Source organism: Mycobacterium sp. AMU20-3851 (assembly GCF_043974665.1).
In the GTDB taxonomy this organism is placed as follows: Bacteria; Actinomycetota; Actinomycetes; order Mycobacteriales; family Mycobacteriaceae; genus Mycobacterium.
Window position 1 is genome coordinate 4,128,250 of record NZ_CP146371.1, and the last position, 22,153, is coordinate 4,150,402.

Genomic DNA, 22,153 nt, shown 5'->3' on the forward strand with positions numbered 1-22,153 from the left:
TGGCCGAGACATTGTTGCGGTAGGGGCACGAAAGCCGGGATCGGCGGCGCGGCCCGGGACCGGTGGCCTACCTTCGTGTCATGCGCAGTTCTCTGTTCGGCGGCCTGACCGCCCTCGCCGTGTCCTCAGCCGCTCTGCTGGGGGCCGCGCCGGCGGGAGCCGAGCCGAACAGCGAGCGGGCCTACCTGAATGCGCTGACCGTCGCCGGACTGATCCCGAAGTTCTACACCGAGGCCACCGCACTGGCGAGCGCCACCAACCTGTGCCGCACCATGGACACCGGGGTGGACCAGTTGTCGGTGGTCGACACGGTGATGGCCGCCGATTCGGTGCCCGAGGATGTGGCGTCGTTCGTCGTGGGTACCGCGACGGTCGCGTTCTGCCCCGAGCACTCGATGAACGGTTGATATGAATTGAGTTAGTCCTTCACAAACGCCTCCGGAGGTGCCAGGAAGGGATTGTCAAAGATTCCTTTCGAGGGGCCTGAGCGTTGGCGCGCTCTGGTTCCTCCTGACACGCCCCGGAGGTGTTGTTGTGTCTGTCCAAAGTGCTCCAGCCACGATGTCCACAATCGTTGTTGCTATCGATGTCGGCAAGACCTCGTTGATGGTTTCGGCCACCGACGAGGGCCGTCATCAGTTGATGGGTCCGGTTGAATTCGCGATGACTCGCTCAGGTCTGGTGGCAGTGACCGACCGCGTGCTGGCGCTGGCGCCGTCGCGCCCACAGGTCACGGTAGGTGTGGAGGCTGCGGGCCACTACCACCGGCCGGTGGCTGATTATCGGTGGCCACCGGCGTGGAAAGTTATGGAGCTCAACCCCGCCCATGTGGCCGAGCAGCGCCGTGTGATGGGCCGGCGTCGACTCAAGACCGACAAGATCGACGTGGAGGCGATCACCGAGTTGGTGCTGGCCGGTCGCGGCCAGGTGATCGGCGAGCGCGAGATGCTCATCGGCGAGATGGCGGCGTGGGCGCAGCACCGGTCACGGCGGGTCGCTACCCGCTCGGCCACCAAAAATCAGCTACTCAGTCAGCTTGATCGGGCGTTTCCTGGGCTGACGTTGGCATTGCCGGATGTGCTGGGCACCAAGATCGGACGACTGGTCGTCGCTGAGTTCACCGATCCAGCCCGGTTGACGGCGTTGGGTGTGAATCGGTTAATCCGCTTCGCTGCGGTCCGCGATGTCCAGTTACGCCGTCCTGTCGCCGAGCGTCTGGTCACTGCAGCCAAGGATGCGTTGCCCACTCGCGACGCAGCGGTGGCTCGGCGCGTGCTGGCCACTGACGTGGCTTTGTTGGCCGACTTGGATGCCCGGATCAACGATGCCGAGACTGAACTGGCACGGCTTTTGCCGCTGAGCCCATTCAGCACGCTGACCTCAGTGCCGGGCTGGGGAGTGGTCCGCGCCTCCAATTACGCAGCAGCCCTCGGTAATCCGGCCCGATGGCCGGGGTCCAAGCAGGTCTATCGCGCGTCGGGACTATCTCCGATGCAGTACGAGTCCGCGAACAAGCGACGAGACGGTTCAATCAGCCGCGAAGGCAGCGTGGCGCTGCGTCGAGCATTGATCGATCTCGGCATGGGATTGTGGCTCACCGAACCCGCGGCCAAGTCCTACGCCGACGGGCTTAAGAACCGCGGCAAGCGCGGTGGCGTCATCGCCTGCGCGCTGGCACATCGCGCCAACCGCATCGCTCACGCCCTGGTCCGCGACCACGCTGTCTACGACCCCACCCGCTGGATCTGACAATCCACGCTCCTGCTGAGAAAGGAACGTTGTCCTGCACCCTTCACAATCCTCGTCGGTAGTGCCACGCTGAACAGGCGGGACGAAGGGCCGGATCAGATGCCGCATCGGTTATGGCGGGCCCCCTTAAGGGTTACGCCGCCGCTAACTTGGCACCCGGCCCTTCGCCTCCACGGAGAGCCCGAACGACGCCAGATGACCCGCTCAGAGGTCGTATAAGTCAACGTGGGCGCCAGGACCCGACCTACTCCAGACACCGTCGACATCACAGCAGCCACTTCAACGCATCCCGAACTGGATGCCGCTCCATCATGCCCATCCAAAGCCTTGACACGACCTACAGCCAGTTAGCTCGCCCCGACTTCCAGGCCGCGCTTGACCTCCAGGCGGCGCAGTTTGCCCGAGGAGGTCCGCGGCAGTGAACCGGGTTTGACGAACACCACGTCGGCGGGGACCACACCGCATCCCGATGCCACCTGCTGCATCAGCGCGGCGCGGGCACCGGACTCGTCGGGCCCGCGGAACTCGGCGGTGACGACGAGGCCGGGGCGGATGGACCCCTCCCCGACGCCGACCGCGACCACCGCGCCCTCCCGCACACCCGGCACCTGGGCCGCGATGCGCTCGACCTCGGCCGGGAAGATGTTGCGACCGGCCACGGTGATGATCTCCTTGGCGCGCCCGCAGACCACCAGGCCACCGTCGACGAAGTAGCCGAGATCCCCTGTGCGGAACCACTCGTCGGCGCCCAGCGGGGTGTGGCCGAGGTACCCCGACATCATGGAGGTGCCCCGGATGGCGACCTCGCCGAGTTCGCGCCCGGCGACCTCGGCGACGCCGTCGGTGCGCTCCATCGGTTCGATGCGGACCTCCATGCCGGGGATCGCCTCCCCCAGGACGGCGTGCCGGCGCGGCGCGCTGCCGTCCTCGGTGGTGAACACCGTCTCGTCCACCTGCATGCCGACCCCGGGCACCGGAACCGTTACCGCACAGGTGGATTCGGCCATGCCGTAGGACGGGGACAGCGCCCCGGCGGAGAACCCGAAGCGGGCCATCTCGGTGGCGAACCGCTCGGTGAGTTCGCAGTCGACCGGCTCGCCGCCGTTGAGGGCGAACCGCAGCGCGGACAGGTCGACATCGGTGACCCGGCGGGAGTACTTGCCGATCATGCCGTAGGCCATGTTGGGTGCGGCGGTGACCGAGGAGCGGCTCTCGCTCAGCCAGTTCAGCCAGCGGAACGGGGACGCCTGGAACGCCGAGGTGGGTGCCTGCCAGACATCGGTGCCGGCCAGCGCGCCGGCGAGCAGGAAGCTCAGCCCCATGTCGTGGTACAGCGGCAGCCAGGAGCACCCGACATCGCCGGGGCGGATTCCGATCCGCTCGTTGAGGCCGCTGATGTTGGCCAGCACCGAGGCCGGCGGAAGTTGCACGGTCTTCGGTGACCCGGTGGAGCCGGCGGTGCCTTGCAGGATGGCCACCGGCGCCGGCAGGCAGGGCAGTCGCAGGCTGTTGGCGCGGCGCGGATGAGCCACCGTGACGAGGTCGACGACCGTCGGGCCGCACTCGGCCAGGGACAGTTTCTCCAGGTAGGCGCCCTGGCTGCCGATCCGTCCGGCCGCGATGCCGCGGAATCGGGCCACGGTGGCCTGCGCCCACTGTGCGGTGTCCGCGCCGCGGATCGGCCCCGGCAGGATCGACACCGCCGTCCCGGCCAGGAACGCGCCGATGACCGCGGAGATGAGCTCGGCGGTCGGCTCCCCGACCAGGCCCAGGCAGCGGACGTTCTCGTTGAGCAGATGGTCGGCGACGTTCTCGGCGCGGGTGTAGATCTCCGGCCACGGATACCGCGTCCATTGTCCGTCGGCCAGCAACACCAGGTCGTTGCCGCTGGCGGTCAATGACTCGGCCAGCGCGGACGCCAGAGGATTCACCATGAGTGGAAACTATAGGACCTTTGCTCGTTGTGGTTCCGCAGGTTAACGTCGGTGACAATTTGACTTCGGAACGGTGGTTGTGCGCCATTCCGTGACCGGTCGCGACAAGGACCGACCTCGGCGCCGGTCGCTGAGGAGTCCCTCAGCAACCGATCGACCGATGCGGTCCATGGCCGCGGGTCGGATCGGCCGGCGCGGGTTTTAGGCTGGGCATTCGGCACGACATAGGAGCGGCTCATGGTCACCCTGGACCGCCTGGTGAATGTGCTGGGCAGCTACGGCGTACGACTGTGCACCGCGGAGGTCTCCCGCGCCGCAGTGCTGCGCAGCGTGGTGCTGCACGAACCGGCAGCCCAATTGCCCGACGGCCGTCCGGTGATCGGTGACCTGTTGTTGGCTATGGGCGCCGCGACGGTTCCCGAGGCCCTGCAGTGGGCACGATCCAGTCAATCCGTCGCCGTGCTGGTGCGCGATGAGGACGCCGCCGTCGGCCCGGAGACCGCCGACGACGTCGCGGTGCTGGCGGTGGACCCGGCGGTGTCCTGGAGTGAGCTGGCCGTGGTGGTCTACGGCCTGGTGCTGGAGGGGCGCGAGACCGCCGCGGGCCGGGGCCCCACCGACCTGTTCGCGCTGGCCGACAGCGTCGCCGACTCGATCGGCGCCGCGGTCATCATCGAGGACGGCCAGTCGCGACTGCTCGGCTATTCGCGCCTGCAGGCGCACGCAGATCCGGCCCGGGCCGCCACCATCCTGCACCGGCAGGTTCCCGAGGACATCCGCGAATCCTTGCGTGCCCGTGGAGTTTTCACGCACCTCGCGCATTCCGACGAACCGATGTTCGTCGAGGCCGAGCCCGCCCGCGGGTTGACCGGCCGCACGGTGGTGGCGGTGCGGGCGGGCCGCGAACTGCTGGGCTCGGTCTGGGTGACCAGCCCCGAGCCCCTGGACGCCACCCGCAGCCGGGTGCTGTCCGACGGTGCGCGCACCGTGGCCATGCATGTGCTGCGGTCGCGGGCCAGCGCCGATCTGGAACGCCAGGTGGAATCCGATCTGGTCACCCGCCTGCTGGACGGGTCCGCCGACGCGGCGACCACCGCCAGCAGGCTGGGCCTGCGTCAGACCGGTCTGCGGGTGATCGCCGTGCACGCCAGCATCTCCGGTGAACCGCACGCCGCGCTGCTGCTGGCCTTCGAGTACGCCACCTCCGGGTTCGGCTGGTCCCGGCCCGGCCGCAGCAGCCTGGCCGGCAACACTCTCTATACGGTGCTGCCCGGCGAGGACGCGGGCGCGGCCCGGCAGTGGGTCGAGTGGATGCGGGTGGCCCTGCCGCCCGAGACGGCGATCCACGCCGGTATCAGCGCGCCCGCCGAGATCGCGGAACTGGCGGCGGCCCGGCAGGAGGCCGACGAGTGCCTGGCCCTGCACGAGAGCCCGTCCACACCGGACAGCGTCCCGGCCTACGACGAGTCCTGGCATGCCATCCTGCTGCAGCGACTGCGCACCGCGGCCCGGTCCACCCGGGTGCCGGCCCGCGGTCCGGTGACCGAACTGCGCCGCCACGACGAGACGCACTCCACCCAGTACGTCGCCACGCTGCGGGCGTGGCTGACCGCCCAGGGTGACCTGGCCCGCGCCGGAGAGCAGCTGGGCGTGCACGAGAACACGGTGCGCTACCGGCTCCGCAAGATGGTCGAGGTCACCGCGCTCGACCTCGACGATCCGTACAAGCGGTTGGCGATGATCGTCGAACTCGCGGCGATCCCGGACGGGTCGCCCTAGTCGGAATGTCGGATCTCGACAAAAACCGGGCCGTTGGTTGTCCTGCTGGCACCAACCGCTGACGCGGGATCCGGGCCACCATCGTGGGGACGGATCGATCGACCACCGCCCCCGCGCAGGTCGATCGATTTTTGCGATCTTTAAGGAGACCTCATGCGCCCGAATCATCAGGTGTGGATCAGCAGGCAGGCCCGGGACCGGATGGAAGCCGAGCTGGTCGAGTTGCTGGCGGTCAGCGCCGAGGACGACTCCACCGACTGGGATCAGCATCAGGCTCGTAAAGCGCGGATCTGGCAGATCCAGGATCTGTTGATGAACGCCGCCATCGACGAGGTGCCGCCGGATGACGGCGTCGCCGAGCCGGGCATGATCCTCACGGTGCGTTTCGACGGCACCGGCGAGACGGAGACCTTCCTGTTGGGGACCCCGATCGCCGAGCTCGGGGACCTCGAGGTGTGCTCCGCGCAATCGCCGCTGGGCAGTGCGATCTCGGGCGCGCGGCCCGGGGAACAACGCAGCTATCAGGTGCCCAGCGGGGCACGGGTGTCGGTGACGTTGCTGGACGCGGCGCCCTACGGAGTCCGGGAAGCCGATCCCGCGGCCGGCTGACGGCTACGCCGGGACGCACATCCCCTGCAGTTTGGCGTTCTGCTCGTCGGCATCTTTGAGGCGTTCCTGATGTGCGGGGTCGTCGTTCGGAATCTGGGCGATGGCGGCGGCCCCGACATCCATCAGCGCGTTGCCGAAGGCCCGCGCCGCCTCGGCGAGCGCGGGGTCGGTGGCCGGGTCGACCCGGTCGAGCATGTACTGCCCACCGCCCAGGAGAGCCAGCCGCGCATTGGAGGCGATGGCCACCGCGCCCACCGCGTCACCCTCCTCGGCCTGCAGCTCGCTGCTGTTGGCCACCCCGGAGCTGACGACCAGGAACGCGTCGCACACCTTGGCCTTCGCTTCCTCGCGCTGCGCGTCGGTGAAGGTCGGCTCGGCCGCCGCCGTCGGCGCCGTCGGGGCGTCGATGGGAGTGATGGGGTTACGCCACATATAGGCGGACGCGCCCAGGGTGGCGATGGCCAGCAGCATGGCGCTCACGGCGATCACCACCGGGCTGCGTCCCGACCCCTCCCGCGGTGCCTCGGCCTCGGGGGCGGCAGTGTCCCCGCCCTCCTCGGCAGGCGCTGCGTGCCTGCCGTTCCGCTCTCCGGCATTGTCCTCGCGGGCCTCGTCCTCCCGAGCGGTGTCCTCGGGCTTCGTTTCGTCGGGCACGCCGGCAATCCTAGCAACGAGGTGTCAGCGGGTGGCCGTTCCGCGGCGCTGTTTGCCCAGCTCCGCGTTACCGGCCGTAGCGGCCGGGCGCCAAGGTCATTCGCTCCAGGAAGACCTGCATCGCCACCAGCGTCTGCCAGTGCAGGCGCTGCAGACGGCGGGTGAGATCGGGACCCGGTTCGAAAATCGCCGCCCCGTCGCCGGGCGGTAACTCGCCGAGGATGCGGGCCATGTCCACCTCGATGAAGGTGTACTCGCCGTAAGGCCGTTTCGAATCTGCTGCCGCTGCGGGATATTCGCCGGCGGCGAGCCGGTCCTCACAGTCGTACTCCGAAGGCCAACGGATCTCGATGCCGCGCAACAGCTTCAGGTGCTCCTAGGTGAGGGTCACCAGGCCGTCGGCATCCAGACCAAGGTCCTCGTCGGACGCGTGGTAGCCGTGCATGACCGCACGCACCTGAGCCGCCGCGATGTTTCCCATCGGGTACCGACCCGGCGCCAGGCGGCCGTGCTGCAAGGCCCGGGCCATGACGAAGTACATCTCCACGTGACGGCGGGCCAGGATCCGGGCGTCGCCGGGACCGAACACCTCCCCCAACTGCTCCAGCAGATCCCGCCGCCCGTAGGGCCGCTGCGGGTCGATCATCGGCGCTCCGCGCTCGGCGCCCTCCCAGCCGAGTCGAGCCTGCCGCAGCAACATCAGGTGCCGTTCGGTGATCTGCACCGTTCCGTCGCCGAACCAGTCACCGTCGTCCAGTGCGCACTCCGCGGCGGGATCACACCACAGTTCTGCGGCGGAGTCCGGTACCGAAGCCTTGCGCTGCCGTCCGAGCATCCCGTCGGCGGCCTCCTGTAAAGCCGCACCGTGTCCGGCCCCACTTCGGCGCGAGCGCCGGTACACGCCGGCGAATCCGAACATGAACCTGGCCCGATCGAACACCGTCGCCCCCCGCGAATCGTTGAGAACGCGAGCCTATCGCCGCCCGCACCCGCGATACCTGTCATTTGACAGAAACATTCGCAGCACGTTGTTAACAGCACCCGAACCATCGGTTACCTCACGGCAACCACCGCCGCCCGCCCGCCGCGAAAACTGTCACTCGACAGAAAGCCTTGCCGAACCGGCGGGTTCCGCACGACGCGAGAGTGATCAGTGAGCAGCACCGACACAACCTCAGACACTGCCACCACGGCGGGGGCCAGGGCCCATGCACGGGCCCAGCACGGCCGCAGCGCGGAGTTCATGCGCCATATCCCGGCATCGTCCTGCCCGAACCCTCCCACCGGTATCCCGGCAGACCAGCTGGTGTGGTCCGAAACCGTTGCCCCGGGCGGCTATTCGAGCGCAGTGCTGGCTCGCGGAACCCGGCTGCGGTTCACCGACAGGATCGGCGATGCATGCGCGCACCTGCTGCTGCACCGCGCCGACGCACCCCACGAGCGGCTCAACGTCGCCGACACCGTGAAGGTGCCCTGGCAGGCCTACCTGGGCAATGGGCATCCCCTGCTCAGCGGGTTCGGGCGGGCGCTGGCCACCGTCGTGGCCGACAGCTCCGGACACCATGATGCGCTTACCGGAACATCCACGCGGGCAGGCAATCTGGAGCGCTACGGCGCGGCCGCCCCGGAATCGGCGGCGCCCGCCGGACGCGAGCTGTTCACCCTGGCCGCGCTCAAGCACGGCCTGGACCACCGCGATCTGCCGCCGTCGGTGTCGTTCTTCCAGGGTGTGCGGGTGCAGCCCGATGGCGCATTCGCCTGGCTCGGCTCGGCTGGGCCGGGTACCACCGTGGACCTGCTGCTGCACGTCGACTGCATCGTGCTGGTGGCCAACACCGCCCACCCGCTGGATCCGCGGCCGGAGTTCACCAGCTCCCCGCTGCTGATCCACGCCTGGCCGGCCCGCGCCGAGCTGGACCGGCTCGCCTCCGGAGACCTGTTGGGGCCGTTGGGTCCCGAGCACATCCAGGCCATCGCCAACACCGACGCCGACCTCACCGCCAGGGGGACCCTGTGACCGCCACCATCACACCGCTGATCCCCGGGGCCGTCGTCCTGGACGAGTACGTCCCGGCGCGCGCCGCCTGGTCGGCCGTGGTGGCGGCCGGTGACGTACTGACGATCGTCGACCTCGCCGGCAACCAGGCCGTCGACTGCCTGCTGTACTCGGCCGCCGACACCGGGGTGCGCTACTCCGCGCCCGAAACCATCCGCCGCCAGGGCCGCATCACGCTGACCACCGGCTCGGTGCTGCGCGCGGACACCGGGGATGCCCTGATGACCGTGGTCGCCGACGAGGTGGGCGTGCACGACACCCTCGGCGGGGCCTGCTCGAAGGAGTCCAACACCCTGCGCTACGGGCAGCACACCCGCGCCCAGCACGGCTGTCTGGAGAACTTCCTGCTGGAGGGTTCCCGGCACGGCCTCGGCGCCCGGGACATGGCCAGCAACATCAACTGGTTCATGAACGTCCCGGTCGACCCCGACGGGGCGCTGGGCATCGTGGACGGGCTATCCGCGCCCGGTAAGCGGGTCGCCCTGCGCGCCGAGATCGACACCCTGGTGCTGGTGTCGAACTGCCCGCAGATCAACAACCCCTGCAACGCATTCGACCCGACCCCGGTCCGGATGATCGTCACCGCCCCGGACGGGACGAGCGCATGAGCATGAGCAACCACAAGGTCCTGATCGCCAACCGAGGCGAGATCGCGGTCCGCCTGGTCCGCGCCGCCCGTGCGCTGGGCATGCCCACCGTCGCGGTGTTCTCCGACGCCGACCGTGGCGCCCCGCACGTCACACTGGCCGACGAAGCGGTGCGCGTCGGGCCCGCCGCACCCCGGGACAGCTACCTGCGCACCGACGCGATCCTGGCCGCGGCCACCGCGACCCGGACGACCATCCTGCACCCCGGATACGGATTCCTTTCCGAGGACGCCGATTTCGCCGACGCGGTGCAGGCCGCCGGGATCGCCTTCGCCGGCCCCACCCCGGCCCAGCTGCGCGAGTTCGGCACCAAGCACACCGCCCGCGCCGCGGCCCGGGCGGCCGGCGTCCCGATCTTCGCCGGCTCCGATCTGCTCGACGACGTGAACGACGCCGTCGCCGCGTCCGAGAACATCGGCTACCCGGTGATGCTCAAGGCCACCGGCGGTGGCGGAGGCATCGGCATGCAGGTGTGCCGCGACGCCGACGAACTGCGCTCGGCCTATCAGCGGGTGGTCTCCCAGGCCGAACGCAGCTTCGGCTCCACCGGGGTGTTCGTCGAGCGGTACGTCGAGAACGCCCGCCACGTCGAGGTGCAGATCTTCGGTGACGGCGCCGGACGCGTACTGTCGCTGGGTGATCGGGACTGCTCGTTGCAGCGACGTCACCAGAAGGTCATCGAGGAGGCCCCCGCCCCCGCCCTGCCCGACGCGGTCCGCGAGCAGCTGCACGCCACCTCCCGCGCACTGGCCGCGTCCGTGCGCTACCGCTCGGCGGGCACCGTGGAGTTCGTCTATGACGCCGCCCGCCAGGAAGCCTCCTTCCTCGAGGTCAACGCCCGCCTGCAGGTCGAACACCCGGTCACCGAGGCCGTCACCGGCGTCGACCTGGCCGCCTGGATGCTGCGGCTGGCCATCGGCGACACCGCCATGTTCGACGAATTCCCCTGCGCCACTGTGCCGTTGACCGGACATGCGGTGGAGGCCCGGATCTACGCCGAGGACCCGGTGCGGGATTACCGGCCCAGCATCGGCACCATCACCGCGGTCAGCTTCCCGGAGAACGTCCGGGTGGACGGCTGGGTGCAGGACGGCACCGAGATCACCGCCTCGTACGATCCGCTGCTGGCCAAGGTCATCACCCACGCCGGTGACCGGGACAGCGCCCTGGACCGCCTCGACGCGGCGCTGGCCGACACCGTGCTGCACGGTATCGAGGTCAACACCGGAATGCTGCGCGCCGCAATCGAACACGACGCGGTGCGGGCGGCGGGGCACAGCACCGCGACGCTGTCGGAGGTCACCGACCCGCGGCCGCGCATCACCGTCGACCGCCCCGGCCTGCTGACCACCGTCCAGGACGTACCCGGCCGGGTGGGCCTGTGGCAGGTCGGCGTCCCGCCGAGCGGGCCGATGGACGACCTGTCCTTCCGGCTCGGCAACCAGGCCCTGGGTAACCCCGAGAACGCGGCCGGCCTGGAATGCACCGCATCGGGTCCGGCGCTGCGGTTCAGCCATCCCGCCACGGTGTGCGTCACCGGAGCCGAATGCCTGGTGACCGTCGACGGTCTCCCGGCCCCGATGTGGGAGCCGGTGCGGATCCCGGCCGGCGGGGTGCTCGACGTCGGTGCCGCCGAAACGTTGGGCCTGCGCACCTATGTGCTGTTGGCCGGTGGGCTGGACGTACCCGACTACCTGGGCAGCGCATCCACCTTCACCCTCGGCCGGTTCGGTGGGCACGGCGGACGCGAACTGCAACTCGGTGATGTGTTGCGCACCAAGCCCGTCGACGAGACCGCGGAGACGGGGGCGATCGCCGATGAGCTACGTCCCGCGTTCGGCACCGAATGGGAACTCGGCGTCACCGAGGGACCGCACGGCGCACCGGAGTTCTTCACCCGCAAAGACATCGACACCCTGTTCAGCGCCTCCTACCGGGTGCACTTCAACTCAGCCCGTACCGGGGTCCGCCTCGAAGGCCCGCAACCGCAGTGGGCCCGGCCCGACGGCGGCGAAGCCGGACTGCACCCGTCCAACATCCACGACAACGCGTACTCGGTGGGCGCACTGGACTTCACCGGGGACACCCCGATCCTGCTCGGACCCGACGGGCCGAGCCTGGGCGGGTTCGTCTGCCCGGTCACCGTGGTGTCCGCGCAGCGCTGGAAGTTAGGTCAGCTGCGTCCCGGTGACACCGTCAGGTTCGTCCCGGTTCGCGCCGCCGAGGCCGGCTCCCGTGCCGACCTCGGCGCCGGCCGGGGTGCCGCGGCGCCCAGCCTGATCCGCTCCGGCGGCGATGGTGACGACGGCGTGCTGCGCCGCCGCGCCGGGACCGACGGTGCGCCCGCGGTCACCTACCGGCGCAGCGGCGATGACAATGTGCTCGTCGAATACGGGGACATCGTCCTGGATCTCGCGCTGCGGGCCCGGGTGCATGCGCTACACACCCGGCTCGACGACACCGGAGTCACCGGCATCCTGGACCTGACCCCCGGTATCCGGTCGCTGCAGGTGCACGTCGACCCGGACGTGCTGCCGGTCCCCCGGCTGCTCGGACTGCTGTCCGAAATCGAGGACGACCTGCCCGCCTCCTCGGATCTGGTGGTGCCCAGCCGCCGGGTCCGGCTTCCGCTGAGCTGGGATGACCCGGCCACCCGCGAAGCCATCGCCCGCTATACCTCCGGGGTGCGCGATGATGCACCGTGGTGCCCGTCGAACATCGAATTCATCCGGCGCATCAACGGTTTGGACAGCCAGGCCGACGTCTACGACACGGTGTTCGCCGCGGAGTACCTCACCCTGGGACTCGGCGACGTCTACCTGGGCGCACCGGTCGCGACCCCGCTGGATCCCCGCCACCGCCTCGTCACCACGAAATACAACCCGGCGCGCACCTGGACCGCGGAGAACTCGGTGGGCATCGGCGGCGCCTACCTGTGCATCTACGGCATGGAGGGGCCGGGCGGTTACCAGTTCGTGGGGCGCACCACCCAGGTGTGGAGCCGCTACCGGCACACCGCTCCGTTCGAACCCGGCAGCCCGTGGCTGCTGCGGTTCTTCGACCGGATCTCCTGGTATCCGGTGTCGGCGGAGGAACTTCTGGAACTGCGCGCCGACATGGCCGCCGGGCGCGGCTCGGTCGACATCACCGAGGGCACCTTCGCACTCGCCGAACATGACCGGTTCCTGGCCGAGAACGCCGAGGACATCGCCGCATTCCGGGCCCGGCAGGCCACGGCTTTCTCCGCCGAACGCGACGCGTGGGAGCGCGCCGGCGAATTCGACCGTGCCGAGCGGGCCGCCTCCAATGCCGCGGTGCCCAGCTCCGAGATCGTCCTGGGCGACGGCGATCACCGGGTGGACGCGCCGTTCTCCTCCAGCGTGTGGAAGGTCGACGTGGCCGTCGGCGATCCGGTGGTGTCCGGGCAGCCGCTGCTGGCGCTGGAGGCGATGAAGATGGAGACCGTGCTGCGCGCCCCGTCCGACGGGGTCATCACCCAGGTCCTGGTCGCGGCCGGGCATCTGGTCGATCCGGGTACCCCACTGGTCGTCGTCGGTCCGGGGGTGCAGCCATGACCGCCCGGCTGAGTGCCACCGACCGGGTCCGTGCCGCCTACGCCGCCATCGACGCGGTGGACCGCCCGGAGATCTGGATCATGTTGCGGCCCCTGGCCGATGCACTGGCCGACGCCGAGACGGTCGACCGGATGGATCCGCCGCCTCCGCTGGCCGGGCTGGTCGCGGCGGTGAAGAACAACATCGACATCGCCGGTATCGCCACCACCGCCGCCTGCCCGAGTTACGCCACCGATCCCGCACCCCGCGACGCAGGCGTGGTCGCCCGGTTGCGGGCGGCCGGGGCGGTGATCATCGGGGCAACCAATCTGGATCAGTTCGCCACCGGTCTGGTCGGCACCCGCAGCCCCCACGGAGCGGTGCGCGACGCACGACGCCCGGACCGCATCTCGGGCGGCTCCAGTTCGGGCTCGGCCGTCGCGGTCGCGCTCGGGCTGGTCGATATCGCGCTGGGCACCGACACCGCCGGTTCGGGCCGGGTACCCGCGGCGCTGCAAGGCATCGTCGGGATCAAGCCGACCGTGGGCGTGGTCCCGACCGACGGGGTGGTGCCGGCCTGCCGGTCCTACGACGTCGTGACGGTGTTCGCCCGCGACGTCGACACCGCCGACACCGCGATGGGTGTATTGGCCGGGGGCGCACGGCCGTTCCCGCCGGATGCACCGCTGGCGGCGCCGCCGCGGTCCCGTATCGCGGTGCCACGCGAGCTGCCCGGGTTGTCCCCGGAGTGGCAGCAGTTGTTCCGGGCCGCCGCAGACCGGTTGAGGGACCAGGACGCCGAGATCATCGAGATCGACCTGGCCCCGTTCCTGGAGGCGGCCCGGTTGCTCTACGACGGCGGGCTCGTTGCCGAACGCCACGAGGCGGTCGGCGAATTCATCGATGCGCATCGCGGCGCACCGCATCTCGATCCGACGGTGGCGGGCATCATCACCGCGGCCGGTGCAGTGCCTGCGACCCGCCTGCTGGCCGACCGGGTCCGGTTGGCCGAGCTGACCGTCGCCGCGATGGCCGAACTCGGTGACTGCGAGGCACTGCTGATCCCCACGACCACCGGCCATCCGACCATCGCCGAGGTGAACGCCGACCCGGTCGGCGTCAATTCCCGGATGGGGGCCTACACCAACTTCTGCAATCTGATGGACCTGTGCGCGGTCGCCGTGCCATCCGGAACCGATTCGCGGGGAACCCAGTTCGGCGTCACCGTGGTGGCCCGCGCCGGGGCGGATGCGTTGGCACTGGACCTGGCCCGGCTCGTGATGTCGCCCACCGAGGGCGTCGCGCTGCCCGGTGCGGTGTCCGCCCCGCCACCCCGGACGCCGTGGCCGGCCCGGGCCGGGCTGGACACCACCGCCCTGCTGGTGGTGGGCGCGCACCTGCGCGGTCAGCCACTGGCCTGGCAACTCGATGACCGCGGTGCCCGTTGGCTCGGAGGAGTGCACACCGCACCGCAGTACCGGCTGGCCCGTCTGGACACCGAGCCGCCCAAGCCCGGCCTGGCCCGCGTCTCGCCCGGCGACGGGGCCGCCATCTACGGCGAGGTGTGGCTGATCGGCACCGCGATGCTCGGCGACTTCCTGGCTGCGTTGCCCGCTCCGATGTCGCTGGGCCGGGTCACCCTGGCCGACGGCACCGAGGTCGTCGGGTTCGGTTGCACCGCAGAGGCTTTCGAGTCCGGCCAGGACATCACCGGACACGGCGACTGGCGCACCTACCTGCGTCGTGTCGGTGCCGGGACCGCCGTCACCCGAGCCGATCTGCGGCATCGGCGCTGGCACCGGCTGGCACTGGTCGCGCCCGGCAGCACCGCCGACACCAGCACCGAGGTCGATTGGTTGCAGGCCGGTGAGCTCTACCTGGACCTGCGCACACCGGCGGACATGCCGATGATCGGCGCCGGCGGGTTGGAGGAACTGACCCGCGCGGATCTGCTCGCACTGTGCGAGCAGCAGGCCTTCGCCGGCCGGCTCGAAGAGCACGTTCTCGAAGACGGCACCGGGGAATGGACATGGGGGCGTGAGGTGGATCTGCACCCGGCCGATCCGCTACCCGACCGCGGACGACTGCACCTGGCCGACGGGATCCTGGTCGAAACCGGTATCGGCCGGAACTATGTCGAGGACTGGTCGGAAACGGCCGCGGCGCAGAAGAGTCTGGAACTGTCGCTGAGCGGTGACGACGGCCGACCGGGCATGCTGTTGCGCGTCGGCGACCATTTCGGCTACCTGCGCGGACGCAGCCCCGCTGTGACCTTGGTGCCGGGCACGTCTCTGCGCGATGCGGTGGCCGGCGCCGACCTGGCGACGGCGCGCACCCTGCTGGATCTGGAGATCTCGCTGGGCACCGTGACCGACGGCCGCTGGCTGATCACCCGCTCCACCCTGCCGTTCCGGGTCGGCGCGGACCTGGCACCCGACTTCGGGGACGGCACGGTGACCGTCGCCGACCGCGACGGCGCCGTCCGCCGATGGACCGTCGCTCGGGACTTTTCCGAACCCCAACTGGCCCTTCAGGACTGACGATGACCACTGATTTCACGTCCATCCCAATACTCGACGTCTCGGCGCTGCTCGACGAGTCCGGGCCCGGCTACCGCAAGGCGGTGGCGGCGCTGGGGACGGCCGCCCGCGAGATCGGCTTCGCCCAGATCGTCGGGCACGGCGTGGATCCGGCGCTGTTCGACGCGCTACTGGAGCGGGCAACGGTATTTTTCGCACTGCCGGATGCCGAGAAGCAGAAGGTGTACATCGGCAACTCCACCAACCACCGCGGCTATGTGCCGCCCGGTGAGGAGGTCTTTGCCGCGGGCACCGTCGACACCAAGGAAGCGTTCGACCTGTCCTTCGAACTGCCCGCCGACGATCCCCGCCACCTGGCCGGGCACCCCCTGCTGGGACCCAACCAGTGGCCGGATCTCGCTGGCTTCCGGGAGGCCGTGACCGCCTGGTACGAAGCGGTCTTCGCGCTGTCCCGAGTCCTGCTGCGGGCCTTCGCGGTCGCGCTCGGGGAACCCGCCGACCGGTTCGACCGGCACGTCACCGCGCCGCCGTCGCAGCTGCGGCTGATCCACTACCCGTTCGACCCGGCCGCCGCCGACCGCCCCGGCATCGGCTCCCACACCGACTATGAGTGCTTCACCCTGCTGCGGCCGACAGCCCCCGGGCTCGAGGTGCTCAACGCGGCCGGGGACTGGGTCGACGTCCCGCTCATCGACGGGGCCTTCGTGCTCAACATCGGTGACCTGTTGGAGATCTGGACCAACGGCGAGTTCGTCGCGACCAGCCACCGGGTCCGCAAGGTCGCGCAGGAACGTTACTCCTTCCCACTGTTCGTCAACGTCGACGCCGATACCGTGGTCGCGCCGCTGGACTCGTTCCGCGGCAACGGCGCCACCAAACCGACGGTGGTCGCCGGCGAGCACCTGTTCGCCCAGACCGCCCAGAGTTTCCGTTATCTCCAGGACCGGCTCGCGCGAGGGGAGGTGACGATGCCCGAGGGCGCCCGCCCGCTGGACAGTTTCGGGCGAGACGCACTGCTGCACCGCTAGTTCTGCCTTCGCTCTGCAATCCTCCGGCAACGGCGCCGGGGCAACCGAAACGCCCCTACTCCCCCAATGGAGTCCCGCCATGGTCATCACCGGCGTAGCCATCTTCCTGCTCATCCTCACCGTCAGCGGTGTGGTCTCCGCGCGCCGGGTGCGCGGAGACTGTTCGAATTATCTGGTCGCCGGGCGTGCACTACCCGCCGTGCTGGTCACCGCGGTCCTGATCGCCCAGCCCGTCGACTCCAACGCCACCATCGGAAATGCCGATCTGTCAGCCGCTTTCGGGTTCTGGGCCGGTGCCGCCCTGCCGATCGGTCTGGCGCTCTGCCTGCTGCTGATGGGTCTGTTCTTCGCCAAGCGGATGCGCGCCGCCGATGTGGTGACGTTGCCGGAGTACTTCCGCAATCGGTTCGGTCGCTCCACCGAGGTCGCGTCGTCGGTGCTGACCATCGCCAGTTTCATCATTCTGCTGGCCGGTAACCTGGTCGCGGTCGGCTTCCTGCTGGAGCGCTTCCTCGGCGTCTCGTATGCGTTCGGCATCCTGCTCACCGTCCCGCTCGCGCTGCTCTACACCATCACCGGAGGCATGTTCGCCTCCGTCTACACCGGGGTCACCTGCGTGGTCGTCAACATCGTCGGGGTTGTCTCCCTGGTGATCTGGGTGGCGAGCACGCACGGCTTCAGCGCTCCTGAAGGGATGGGGGCCGGCGATCTGAGCCAGCTGACCTCCAGCGAGTCCGGCGCGGTGATCAACTGGGCCACCATCATCGCGCTCGGCCTGGGCAACCTCGTCGCCATCGACCTGATGCAACGGGTGTTCTCCGCGCGCACCCCCGGCGGCGCGCAGAAGGCGTGCTTCGCCGCGGCCGCCGGCATCCTGATGCTGTGCATCCCCTTGTCGTTCGTGGCGTTGGCGGCGGTCAGCATCGTCGGTGACGCGGCTGCTGATGGCCCGATCCTGTACACCCTGCTGGGTCAGTACGCGCCCGCGTGGCTGGCGATCGTCGTCATCTCCGGACTGTTGGCGGCCACCCTGACGACCATCAGCGGGATCCTGCTCTCGACCGCGGCGGTGTTGATCCGCAACGTGCTCCGCATCGACGCGGACGCAGTGACCATGACTCCGCGGGTGCTCACCGCCACCCGATGGGCGACGCTGCCGATGGCGGTGCTGGCCGCGGTGGTGGCGCTGCGGGTGCCGCAGACCGGCATCCTGCTGACCCTGGCCTTCGACGTGCTGCTGGCCAGCCTGGTGGTCCCCTTCATCCTCGGGTTGTACTGGTCGCGCGGCAACGCCGCGGCGGCCTGGGCGGCGATCGTGGCCGGCATCGCGGTGCGGCTGACCTTCTTCGTGCTCACCCCGACCATCTACGGGGTGGACAACACACTGCTCTTCATCCCCAACGAGTGGGTCGGCCCGGCGGCCGACGGGTGGAGCACACTGCTGGCCGGTGCGGTGTCGCTGGCCGCTTACCTGGTCGTCGCCGCGTTCACGACGCGACCGGCCGCGCCGGCCGTCCAACCGGCGCCGCAGGTGGCACCAGCCCCCGCGGTCCTCACATCGGCTCAACCCTGAGCCGCACGGACCGGATCGTGGCCGCGCACGTGTCGACCCTGCCGCCCTGGCAGGATCGACACGTGCGCCCCACCGCGACCGGCCGGCCCCGCCTGGAGGGGCGCAAGCGACCCGGCGACACCGCACGCGACGAGGTGCTCGACGCAGCCGCGGAACTGTTCACCACGCTCGGCTTCGCGGCCACGTCCACCCGCCAGATCGCCGATGCCGTCGGCATTCGGCAGGCGTCGCTGTACCACCACTTCCGGACCAAGAACGAGATCCTCGCCGCGCTGCTGAGCGGCACGGTGGTGTCCTCCCTGACGGCCGCTCAGCTGCTGGCCGATCGCCCGGAGCCGCCGGTGGTCCTGCTGCACGCCCTGAGTTATCTGGACAGCGTTCTGCTGTGGGACAACCCGTGGAATCTGGGCATTCTGTATCTGCTTCCGGAGGTGCGCGACCCCCGCTTCGACGAGTTCCACCAGCAGCGCACCGCATTACGGCTGGCCTATCGCGAGTTGTCACAGCGCGTGCTCGCCGACCTGGTGCCCATCGGCCCGGACACCTTGGCCGTCGGAGCCGACGAGGACACCGCCTTCCGGACGGTCGAGACGTTGCCGAACCTGCGCGCGGACGGCCTCGGCGCACCCGATCAACCGGCACGCACCGCCGATGTGGCGTTGCACCTGCTGGGCTGGCGGGGTGACTGGGATGCGCTGCGCACCGCGTCGCGGGCCGTCGCGGCCGAGGTGGAACGCGACCGCGCGACCGGTTAACTCTCGCTGACTCTGCGCTGGTGGTGCAGAAGTGCGGGTACACCACGCCCGCACTGCAGGATCAACGAGTTTTGAACCGCGGCCTCGGACCGCATATGGTCTATTAACCGCATTTGCGGATTAAAGAAGACCAGGAGGGCGCAGATGCCTGCCATCCGCATCAAGGACGCGGCCGCGCTGCTCGGGGTCAGCGATGACACCGTGCGCCGGTGGATCGACGGCGGCACGCTGGCGTCCTACAAGGACGAGGCCGGCCGCAAGGTCATCGCCGGCGAGATGCTCGCCGAGTTCGCGCGCGAGCAGGCCGTCCCGCCGGCGGATCCGCTGGGGGTCGGCAGTTCCGCGCGCAACCGGCTCGTCGGCCTGGTCACCCAGGTGACCTCGGACCAGGTGATGAGCGAGGTCCAGATGCAGTGTGGCCCGTTCACGGTCGTGTCCCTGATGAGCACGGCCTCGGTGCGCCAGCTCGGCCTGGAGCCGGGTTCGCTGGCCGTCGCGGTGGTCAAGGCCACCAACGTCATCGTCGAAACCCCGGGAGGGACGTCATGAAACCGATCACCGGCCTGGCCGCCGTCCTCGGCCTCGCAGCACTGGTCGCGGGATGCTCGTCCCCGACGCCGGAGCCGTCGAGCAGCCCGTCGGCGACATCCGAGTCCGCAGCCGTCACCGGGGACGTCACCGTGTTCGCGGCCGCCTCGCTGAAGAAGACCTTCACCGAACTGGGCAGCAGGTTCGAGACCGACCATCCCGGAACGAAGGTCACGTTCAACTTCGCCGGTTCGTCGGATCTGGTCGCCCAGCTGACCCAGGGCGCACCGGCCGACGTGTTCGCCTCCGCCGACACCACCAACATGACCAAGGCCGTGGACGCCGGCGTCGTCGCAGGCTCCCCCGCCGACTTCGCCACCAACACCCTCACCATCGTCACCCCACCCGGAAACCCCAAGGGCATCGGCTCTTTCGCCGATCTCGCCAAACCCGGTACCCAGCTGGTGGTGTGCGCCCCCCAGGTGCCGTGCGGGTCGGCCACCGAGAAGATCGAGCAGGCCACCGGGATCGAACTCTCGCCGGTGAGCGAGGAATCCGCCGTCACCGATGTGCTCGGAAAGGTGACCTCCGGGCAGGCCGACGCCGGGCTGGTCTACGTCACCGACGCGGCGGCAGCCGGGGACAAGGTCACGGCGGTTGCGTTCCCGGAGGCCGCCGGCGCGGTCAACACGTATCCGATCGCCACGCTCACCGAAGCAGCCAACCCGCAAGCGGGACAGGCATTCGTCGAGCTCGTGACGGGCCCAGCGGGCCGAGACGTCCTCACCGCAGCAGGTTTCGCCGCACCGTGAGGGCAGCACGCCGTGACAGCGGGGTGGTCCGGCCCGGCTTGCCGGTCTGGATCTATCTGCCTGCCGCGGTCGGGGCACTCTTCGTGTTCGTGCCGCTGGTCGCGATCCTCCTCAAGATCGACTGGCCCAACTTCATCCCGCTCATCACCTCCGAATCATCGCGCGCGGCACTGATGTTGAGTGTGCAGACCGCCACCGCCAGCACGCTGGTGTGCGTGGCACTCGGGGTGCCGATGGCGCTCGTGCTGGCTCGCGCCCGGTTTCCCGGGTTGCGCGCGCTACGGGCGCTGGTGCTGCTGCCGCTGGTGCTACCGCCGGTGGTCGGTGGCATCGCGCTGCTCTACACGTTCGGCCGGCAGGGACTGCTCGGCCAGTATCTGGAACTGTCCGGTGTCCGGATCGCCTTCTCCACCACGGCCGTCGTGCTCGCCCAGTCCTTCGTCTCGCTGCCATTCCTGGTGGTCAGTCTCGAAGGCGCGCTGCGGTCGGCGGGTACCGGCTATGACCACATCGCCGCCACCCTCGGCGCGAAACCCGGCACCGTGCTGCGCACCGTGACGCTGCCGCTGGTGCTGCCCGGCCTGATCTCCGGGGCGGTCCTGGCGTTCGCCCGCTCGCTCGGCGAGTTCGGCGCGACGCTGACCTTCGCAGGGTCCCTGCAGGGTGTCACCAGGACGCTGCCGCTGGAGATCTACCTGCAACGCGAAACCGACGCCGACTCCGCGGTCGCACTCTCACTGCTGCTGATCGTGGTCGCCGCGTGCATCGTGATCGCTTCGGCCGGAAGACGTTTGGCGGGCCCGCTGTGAACCCCGGGGGCCTCACGGTACAGACCCGGCTGGAGCAGCGCGGTGTCGAGCTGGAGGTGACGCTCGGGCACGGGGAGGTGCTCGCCGTGCTGGGCCCCAACGGCGCCGGTAAGTCCACGCTGCTGCAGCTGATCGCGGGCCTGCTGCGGCCCGACGCCGGCCGCATCGCCGTGGGTGGCACCGTGCTCACCGACACCACGACCGGCACCTTCCTACCCACCCACGCGCGGGGGGTGTCGATGCTCTCACAACAGGCAATGCTGTTCCCACACATGACCGTTCTTGCCAATGTCGGATACGCCCCGCGGTGCCGGGGAATGTCGCGGCGGGCGGCCCAGGAGTCGGCGCGGCATTGGCTCGACGCGGTCGACGCCGGCGATCTGGCCGACCGCAAACCCGCCCAGCTTTCCGGCGGGCAGGCGCAGCGGGTCGCCCTGGCCCGGGCCCTGGCCGCCGAACCGCGGCTGCTGCTGCTCGATGAGCCGCTGGCCGCCCTCGATGTCACCGCCGCCCCGGCGATGCGCCGCCTGATGCGTGAGGTTCTCCGCGAAGCGGGCCGCACCGCGGTCATCGTCACCCACGACCTGCTCGACGCGCTGGCCGTGGCCGACCAGGTGGTGGTCATCGACGGCGGCCGGGTGGTGGAAAGCGGGCCGGTGCGCGAGGTGCTGACTGCTCCTCGCAGTGACTTCGCCGCCCGGGTCGCCGGGGTCAATCTGGTACCGGGAGTTCTCAGCGCGCCCGGCAGGCTCCGGACATCCTGGGGCATTGAGCTTTCCGGCGTCTCGGCGGCGGCACCCGGCGACGGGGCGGTGGCGTTGTTCCGGCCCGCCGCGGTCGCGGTGCATCTCACGCCCCCGCACGCCAGCCCCCGAAATATCTTGGCCGTGCGGATCGCCGAGATCGACATGCACGGCAGCACGGTCCGGGTACGCGGAGCCGAGCATCCCGACGGTTCGGCGGGCCTGGCCGCCGATATCACCGCCGCGGCGCTGGCCGATCTCGACTTGCAGATCGGCCAGACCGTCTTCTTCGTGGTGAAGACCCAGGAGGTGGCTCTGCACCCGGCGCTGGGCACCCCGGTGTAGCAACCGATCTCCGCGAAACCGCCGGTGACCGGCGGCGG

At 69.9% G+C, this 22,153-nt stretch carries 19 protein-coding genes; 15 read left to right on the top strand and 4 right to left on the bottom strand.

Going from position 1 to position 22,153, the window contains the following annotated elements; genetic code table 11:
* The first annotated feature begins 80 nt into the window (after positions 1-80).
* Together V4U86_RS19685 and V4U86_RS19690 are read left to right on the top strand one after the other, a co-directional pair.
* Positions 81-407, top strand: coding sequence for a DUF732 domain-containing protein (locus tag V4U86_RS19685; RefSeq protein WP_395307614.1), 327 nt, complete (start codon positions 81-83; stop codon positions 405-407).
* 127 nt (positions 408-534) lie between these two features.
* A complete protein-coding gene (locus V4U86_RS19690) occupies positions 535-1,749 on the top strand; it encodes an IS110 family transposase (RefSeq protein WP_395307615.1) in 1,215 nt (404 codons plus the stop codon).
* A gap of 347 nt (positions 1,750-2,096) precedes the next feature.
* On the opposite strand, the gene mbtM is transcribed toward V4U86_RS19690, so the two are convergent.
* Positions 2,097-3,683, bottom strand: a complete 1,587-nt coding sequence (gene mbtM, locus V4U86_RS19695; RefSeq protein ID WP_395307616.1) for a long-chain-fatty acid--ACP ligase MbtM — start codon at positions 3,681-3,683, stop codon at positions 2,097-2,099.
* Positions 3,684-3,920: 237 nt separating this feature from the next.
* Between mbtM and V4U86_RS19700 the strand changes: the two genes are divergently transcribed.
* Both V4U86_RS19700 and V4U86_RS19705 read left to right on the top strand, forming a co-directional pair.
* On the top strand, positions 3,921-5,462 hold the full coding sequence (locus V4U86_RS19700; protein WP_395307617.1) for a PucR family transcriptional regulator: 1,542 nt from the start codon (positions 3,921-3,923) through the stop codon (positions 5,460-5,462).
* A 153-nt stretch (positions 5,463-5,615) separates the two neighbouring features.
* Positions 5,616-6,071 (top strand): GreA/GreB family elongation factor, encoded by a 456-nt coding sequence (locus V4U86_RS19705; RefSeq protein WP_395307618.1) that lies wholly within the window; start codon positions 5,616-5,618, stop codon positions 6,069-6,071.
* A gap of 3 nt (positions 6,072-6,074) precedes the next feature.
* Here V4U86_RS19705 and V4U86_RS19710 read toward each other — a convergent pair whose 3' ends face one another.
* The 3 genes from V4U86_RS19710 to V4U86_RS19720 form a co-directional block, all read right to left on the bottom strand.
* Complete coding sequence (locus tag V4U86_RS19710) at positions 6,075-6,725, bottom strand: hypothetical protein (protein ID WP_395307619.1); 651 nt, start codon at positions 6,723-6,725, stop codon at positions 6,075-6,077.
* A 67-nt stretch (positions 6,726-6,792) separates the two neighbouring features.
* Positions 6,793-7,086: a hypothetical protein gene (locus V4U86_RS19715; RefSeq protein WP_395307620.1), complete on the bottom strand. Its 294-nt coding sequence runs from the start codon at positions 7,084-7,086 to the stop codon at positions 6,793-6,795.
* 15 nt (positions 7,087-7,101) lie between these two features.
* Complete coding sequence (locus V4U86_RS19720) at positions 7,102-7,665, bottom strand: hypothetical protein (protein WP_395307621.1); 564 nt, start codon at positions 7,663-7,665, stop codon at positions 7,102-7,104.
* Between the two features lie 213 nt (positions 7,666-7,878).
* On the opposite strand from V4U86_RS19720, the gene V4U86_RS19725 reads away from it, so the two are divergent.
* From V4U86_RS19725 to V4U86_RS19775, 11 genes are all read left to right on the top strand, one after another.
* Entirely contained in the window at positions 7,879-8,742 is an 864-nt protein-coding gene (locus tag V4U86_RS19725) for an urea amidolyase associated protein UAAP1 (protein ID WP_395307622.1), read from the top strand.
* Positions 8,739-9,389 (top strand): urea amidolyase associated protein UAAP2, encoded by a 651-nt coding sequence (locus V4U86_RS19730; RefSeq protein ID WP_395307623.1) that lies wholly within the window; start codon positions 8,739-8,741, stop codon positions 9,387-9,389. The genes V4U86_RS19725 and V4U86_RS19730 overlap by 4 nt, the downstream gene beginning before the upstream one ends.
* Positions 9,386-13,003, top strand: coding sequence for an urea carboxylase (gene uca / locus V4U86_RS19735; RefSeq protein WP_395307624.1), 3,618 nt, complete (start codon positions 9,386-9,388; stop codon positions 13,001-13,003). The genes V4U86_RS19730 and uca overlap by 4 nt, the downstream gene beginning before the upstream one ends.
* On the top strand, positions 13,000-15,522 hold the full coding sequence (atzF, locus tag V4U86_RS19740) for an allophanate hydrolase (protein ID WP_395307625.1): 2,523 nt from the start codon (positions 13,000-13,002) through the stop codon (positions 15,520-15,522). The genes uca and atzF overlap by 4 nt, the downstream gene beginning before the upstream one ends.
* A 2-nt stretch (positions 15,523-15,524) precedes the next feature.
* Positions 15,525-16,550 (top strand): isopenicillin N synthase family dioxygenase, encoded by a 1,026-nt coding sequence (locus V4U86_RS19745; RefSeq protein WP_395307626.1) that lies wholly within the window; start codon positions 15,525-15,527, stop codon positions 16,548-16,550.
* A gap of 79 nt (positions 16,551-16,629) precedes the next feature.
* Entirely contained in the window at positions 16,630-18,123 is a 1,494-nt protein-coding gene (locus tag V4U86_RS19750; RefSeq protein WP_395307627.1) for a sodium:solute symporter family transporter, read from the top strand.
* Positions 18,124-18,140: 17 nt separating this feature from the next.
* Positions 18,141-18,878: a TetR/AcrR family transcriptional regulator gene (locus tag V4U86_RS19755; RefSeq protein WP_395307628.1), complete on the top strand. Its 738-nt coding sequence runs from the start codon at positions 18,141-18,143 to the stop codon at positions 18,876-18,878.
* A gap of 144 nt (positions 18,879-19,022) precedes the next feature.
* The gene (locus V4U86_RS19760) at positions 19,023-19,427 is read left to right on the top strand and encodes a TOBE domain-containing protein (protein WP_395307629.1); all 405 of its coding nucleotides are present in this window, start codon (positions 19,023-19,025) and stop codon (positions 19,425-19,427) included.
* Positions 19,424-20,218, top strand: coding sequence for a molybdate ABC transporter substrate-binding protein (gene modA, locus V4U86_RS19765; protein ID WP_395307630.1), 795 nt, complete (start codon positions 19,424-19,426; stop codon positions 20,216-20,218). The genes V4U86_RS19760 and modA overlap by 4 nt, the downstream gene beginning before the upstream one ends.
* The gene (locus V4U86_RS19770) at positions 20,215-21,027 is read left to right on the top strand and encodes an ABC transporter permease (RefSeq protein ID WP_395307631.1); all 813 of its coding nucleotides are present in this window, start codon (positions 20,215-20,217) and stop codon (positions 21,025-21,027) included. The genes modA and V4U86_RS19770 overlap by 4 nt, the downstream gene beginning before the upstream one ends.
* A complete protein-coding gene (locus V4U86_RS19775) occupies positions 21,024-22,115 on the top strand; it encodes a sulfate/molybdate ABC transporter ATP-binding protein (RefSeq protein ID WP_395307632.1) in 1,092 nt (363 codons plus the stop codon). Before V4U86_RS19770 ends, V4U86_RS19775 begins: the two co-directional genes overlap by 4 nt.
* Positions 22,116-22,153 lie beyond the last annotated feature (38 nt).

Excerpts from the sequence above, each read along its gene's own strand:
- V4U86_RS19750 (WP_395307627.1), top strand. The coding sequence starts at position 16,630 with ATGGTCATCACCGGCGTAGCCATCTTCCTGCTCATCCTCACCGTCAGC.
- uca (WP_395307624.1), top strand. The coding sequence starts at position 9,386 with ATGAGCATGAGCAACCACAAGGTCCTGATCGCCAACCGAGGCGAGATC.
- atzF (WP_395307625.1), top strand. The coding sequence starts at position 13,000 with ATGACCGCCCGGCTGAGTGCCACCGACCGGGTCCGTGCCGCCTACGCC.
- modA (WP_395307630.1), top strand. The coding sequence starts at position 19,424 with ATGAAACCGATCACCGGCCTGGCCGCCGTCCTCGGCCTCGCAGCACTG.
- V4U86_RS19685 (WP_395307614.1), top strand. The coding sequence starts at position 81 with ATGCGCAGTTCTCTGTTCGGCGGCCTGACCGCCCTCGCCGTGTCCTCA.
- mbtM (WP_395307616.1), bottom strand. The coding sequence starts at position 3,683 with ATGGTGAATCCTCTGGCGTCCGCGCTGGCCGAGTCATTGACCGCCAGC.
- V4U86_RS19700 (WP_395307617.1), top strand. The coding sequence starts at position 3,921 with ATGGTCACCCTGGACCGCCTGGTGAATGTGCTGGGCAGCTACGGCGTA.
- V4U86_RS19705 (WP_395307618.1), top strand. The coding sequence starts at position 5,616 with ATGCGCCCGAATCATCAGGTGTGGATCAGCAGGCAGGCCCGGGACCGG.
- V4U86_RS19745 (WP_395307626.1), top strand. The coding sequence starts at position 15,525 with ATGACCACTGATTTCACGTCCATCCCAATACTCGACGTCTCGGCGCTG.
- V4U86_RS19760 (WP_395307629.1), top strand. The coding sequence starts at position 19,023 with ATGCCTGCCATCCGCATCAAGGACGCGGCCGCGCTGCTCGGGGTCAGC.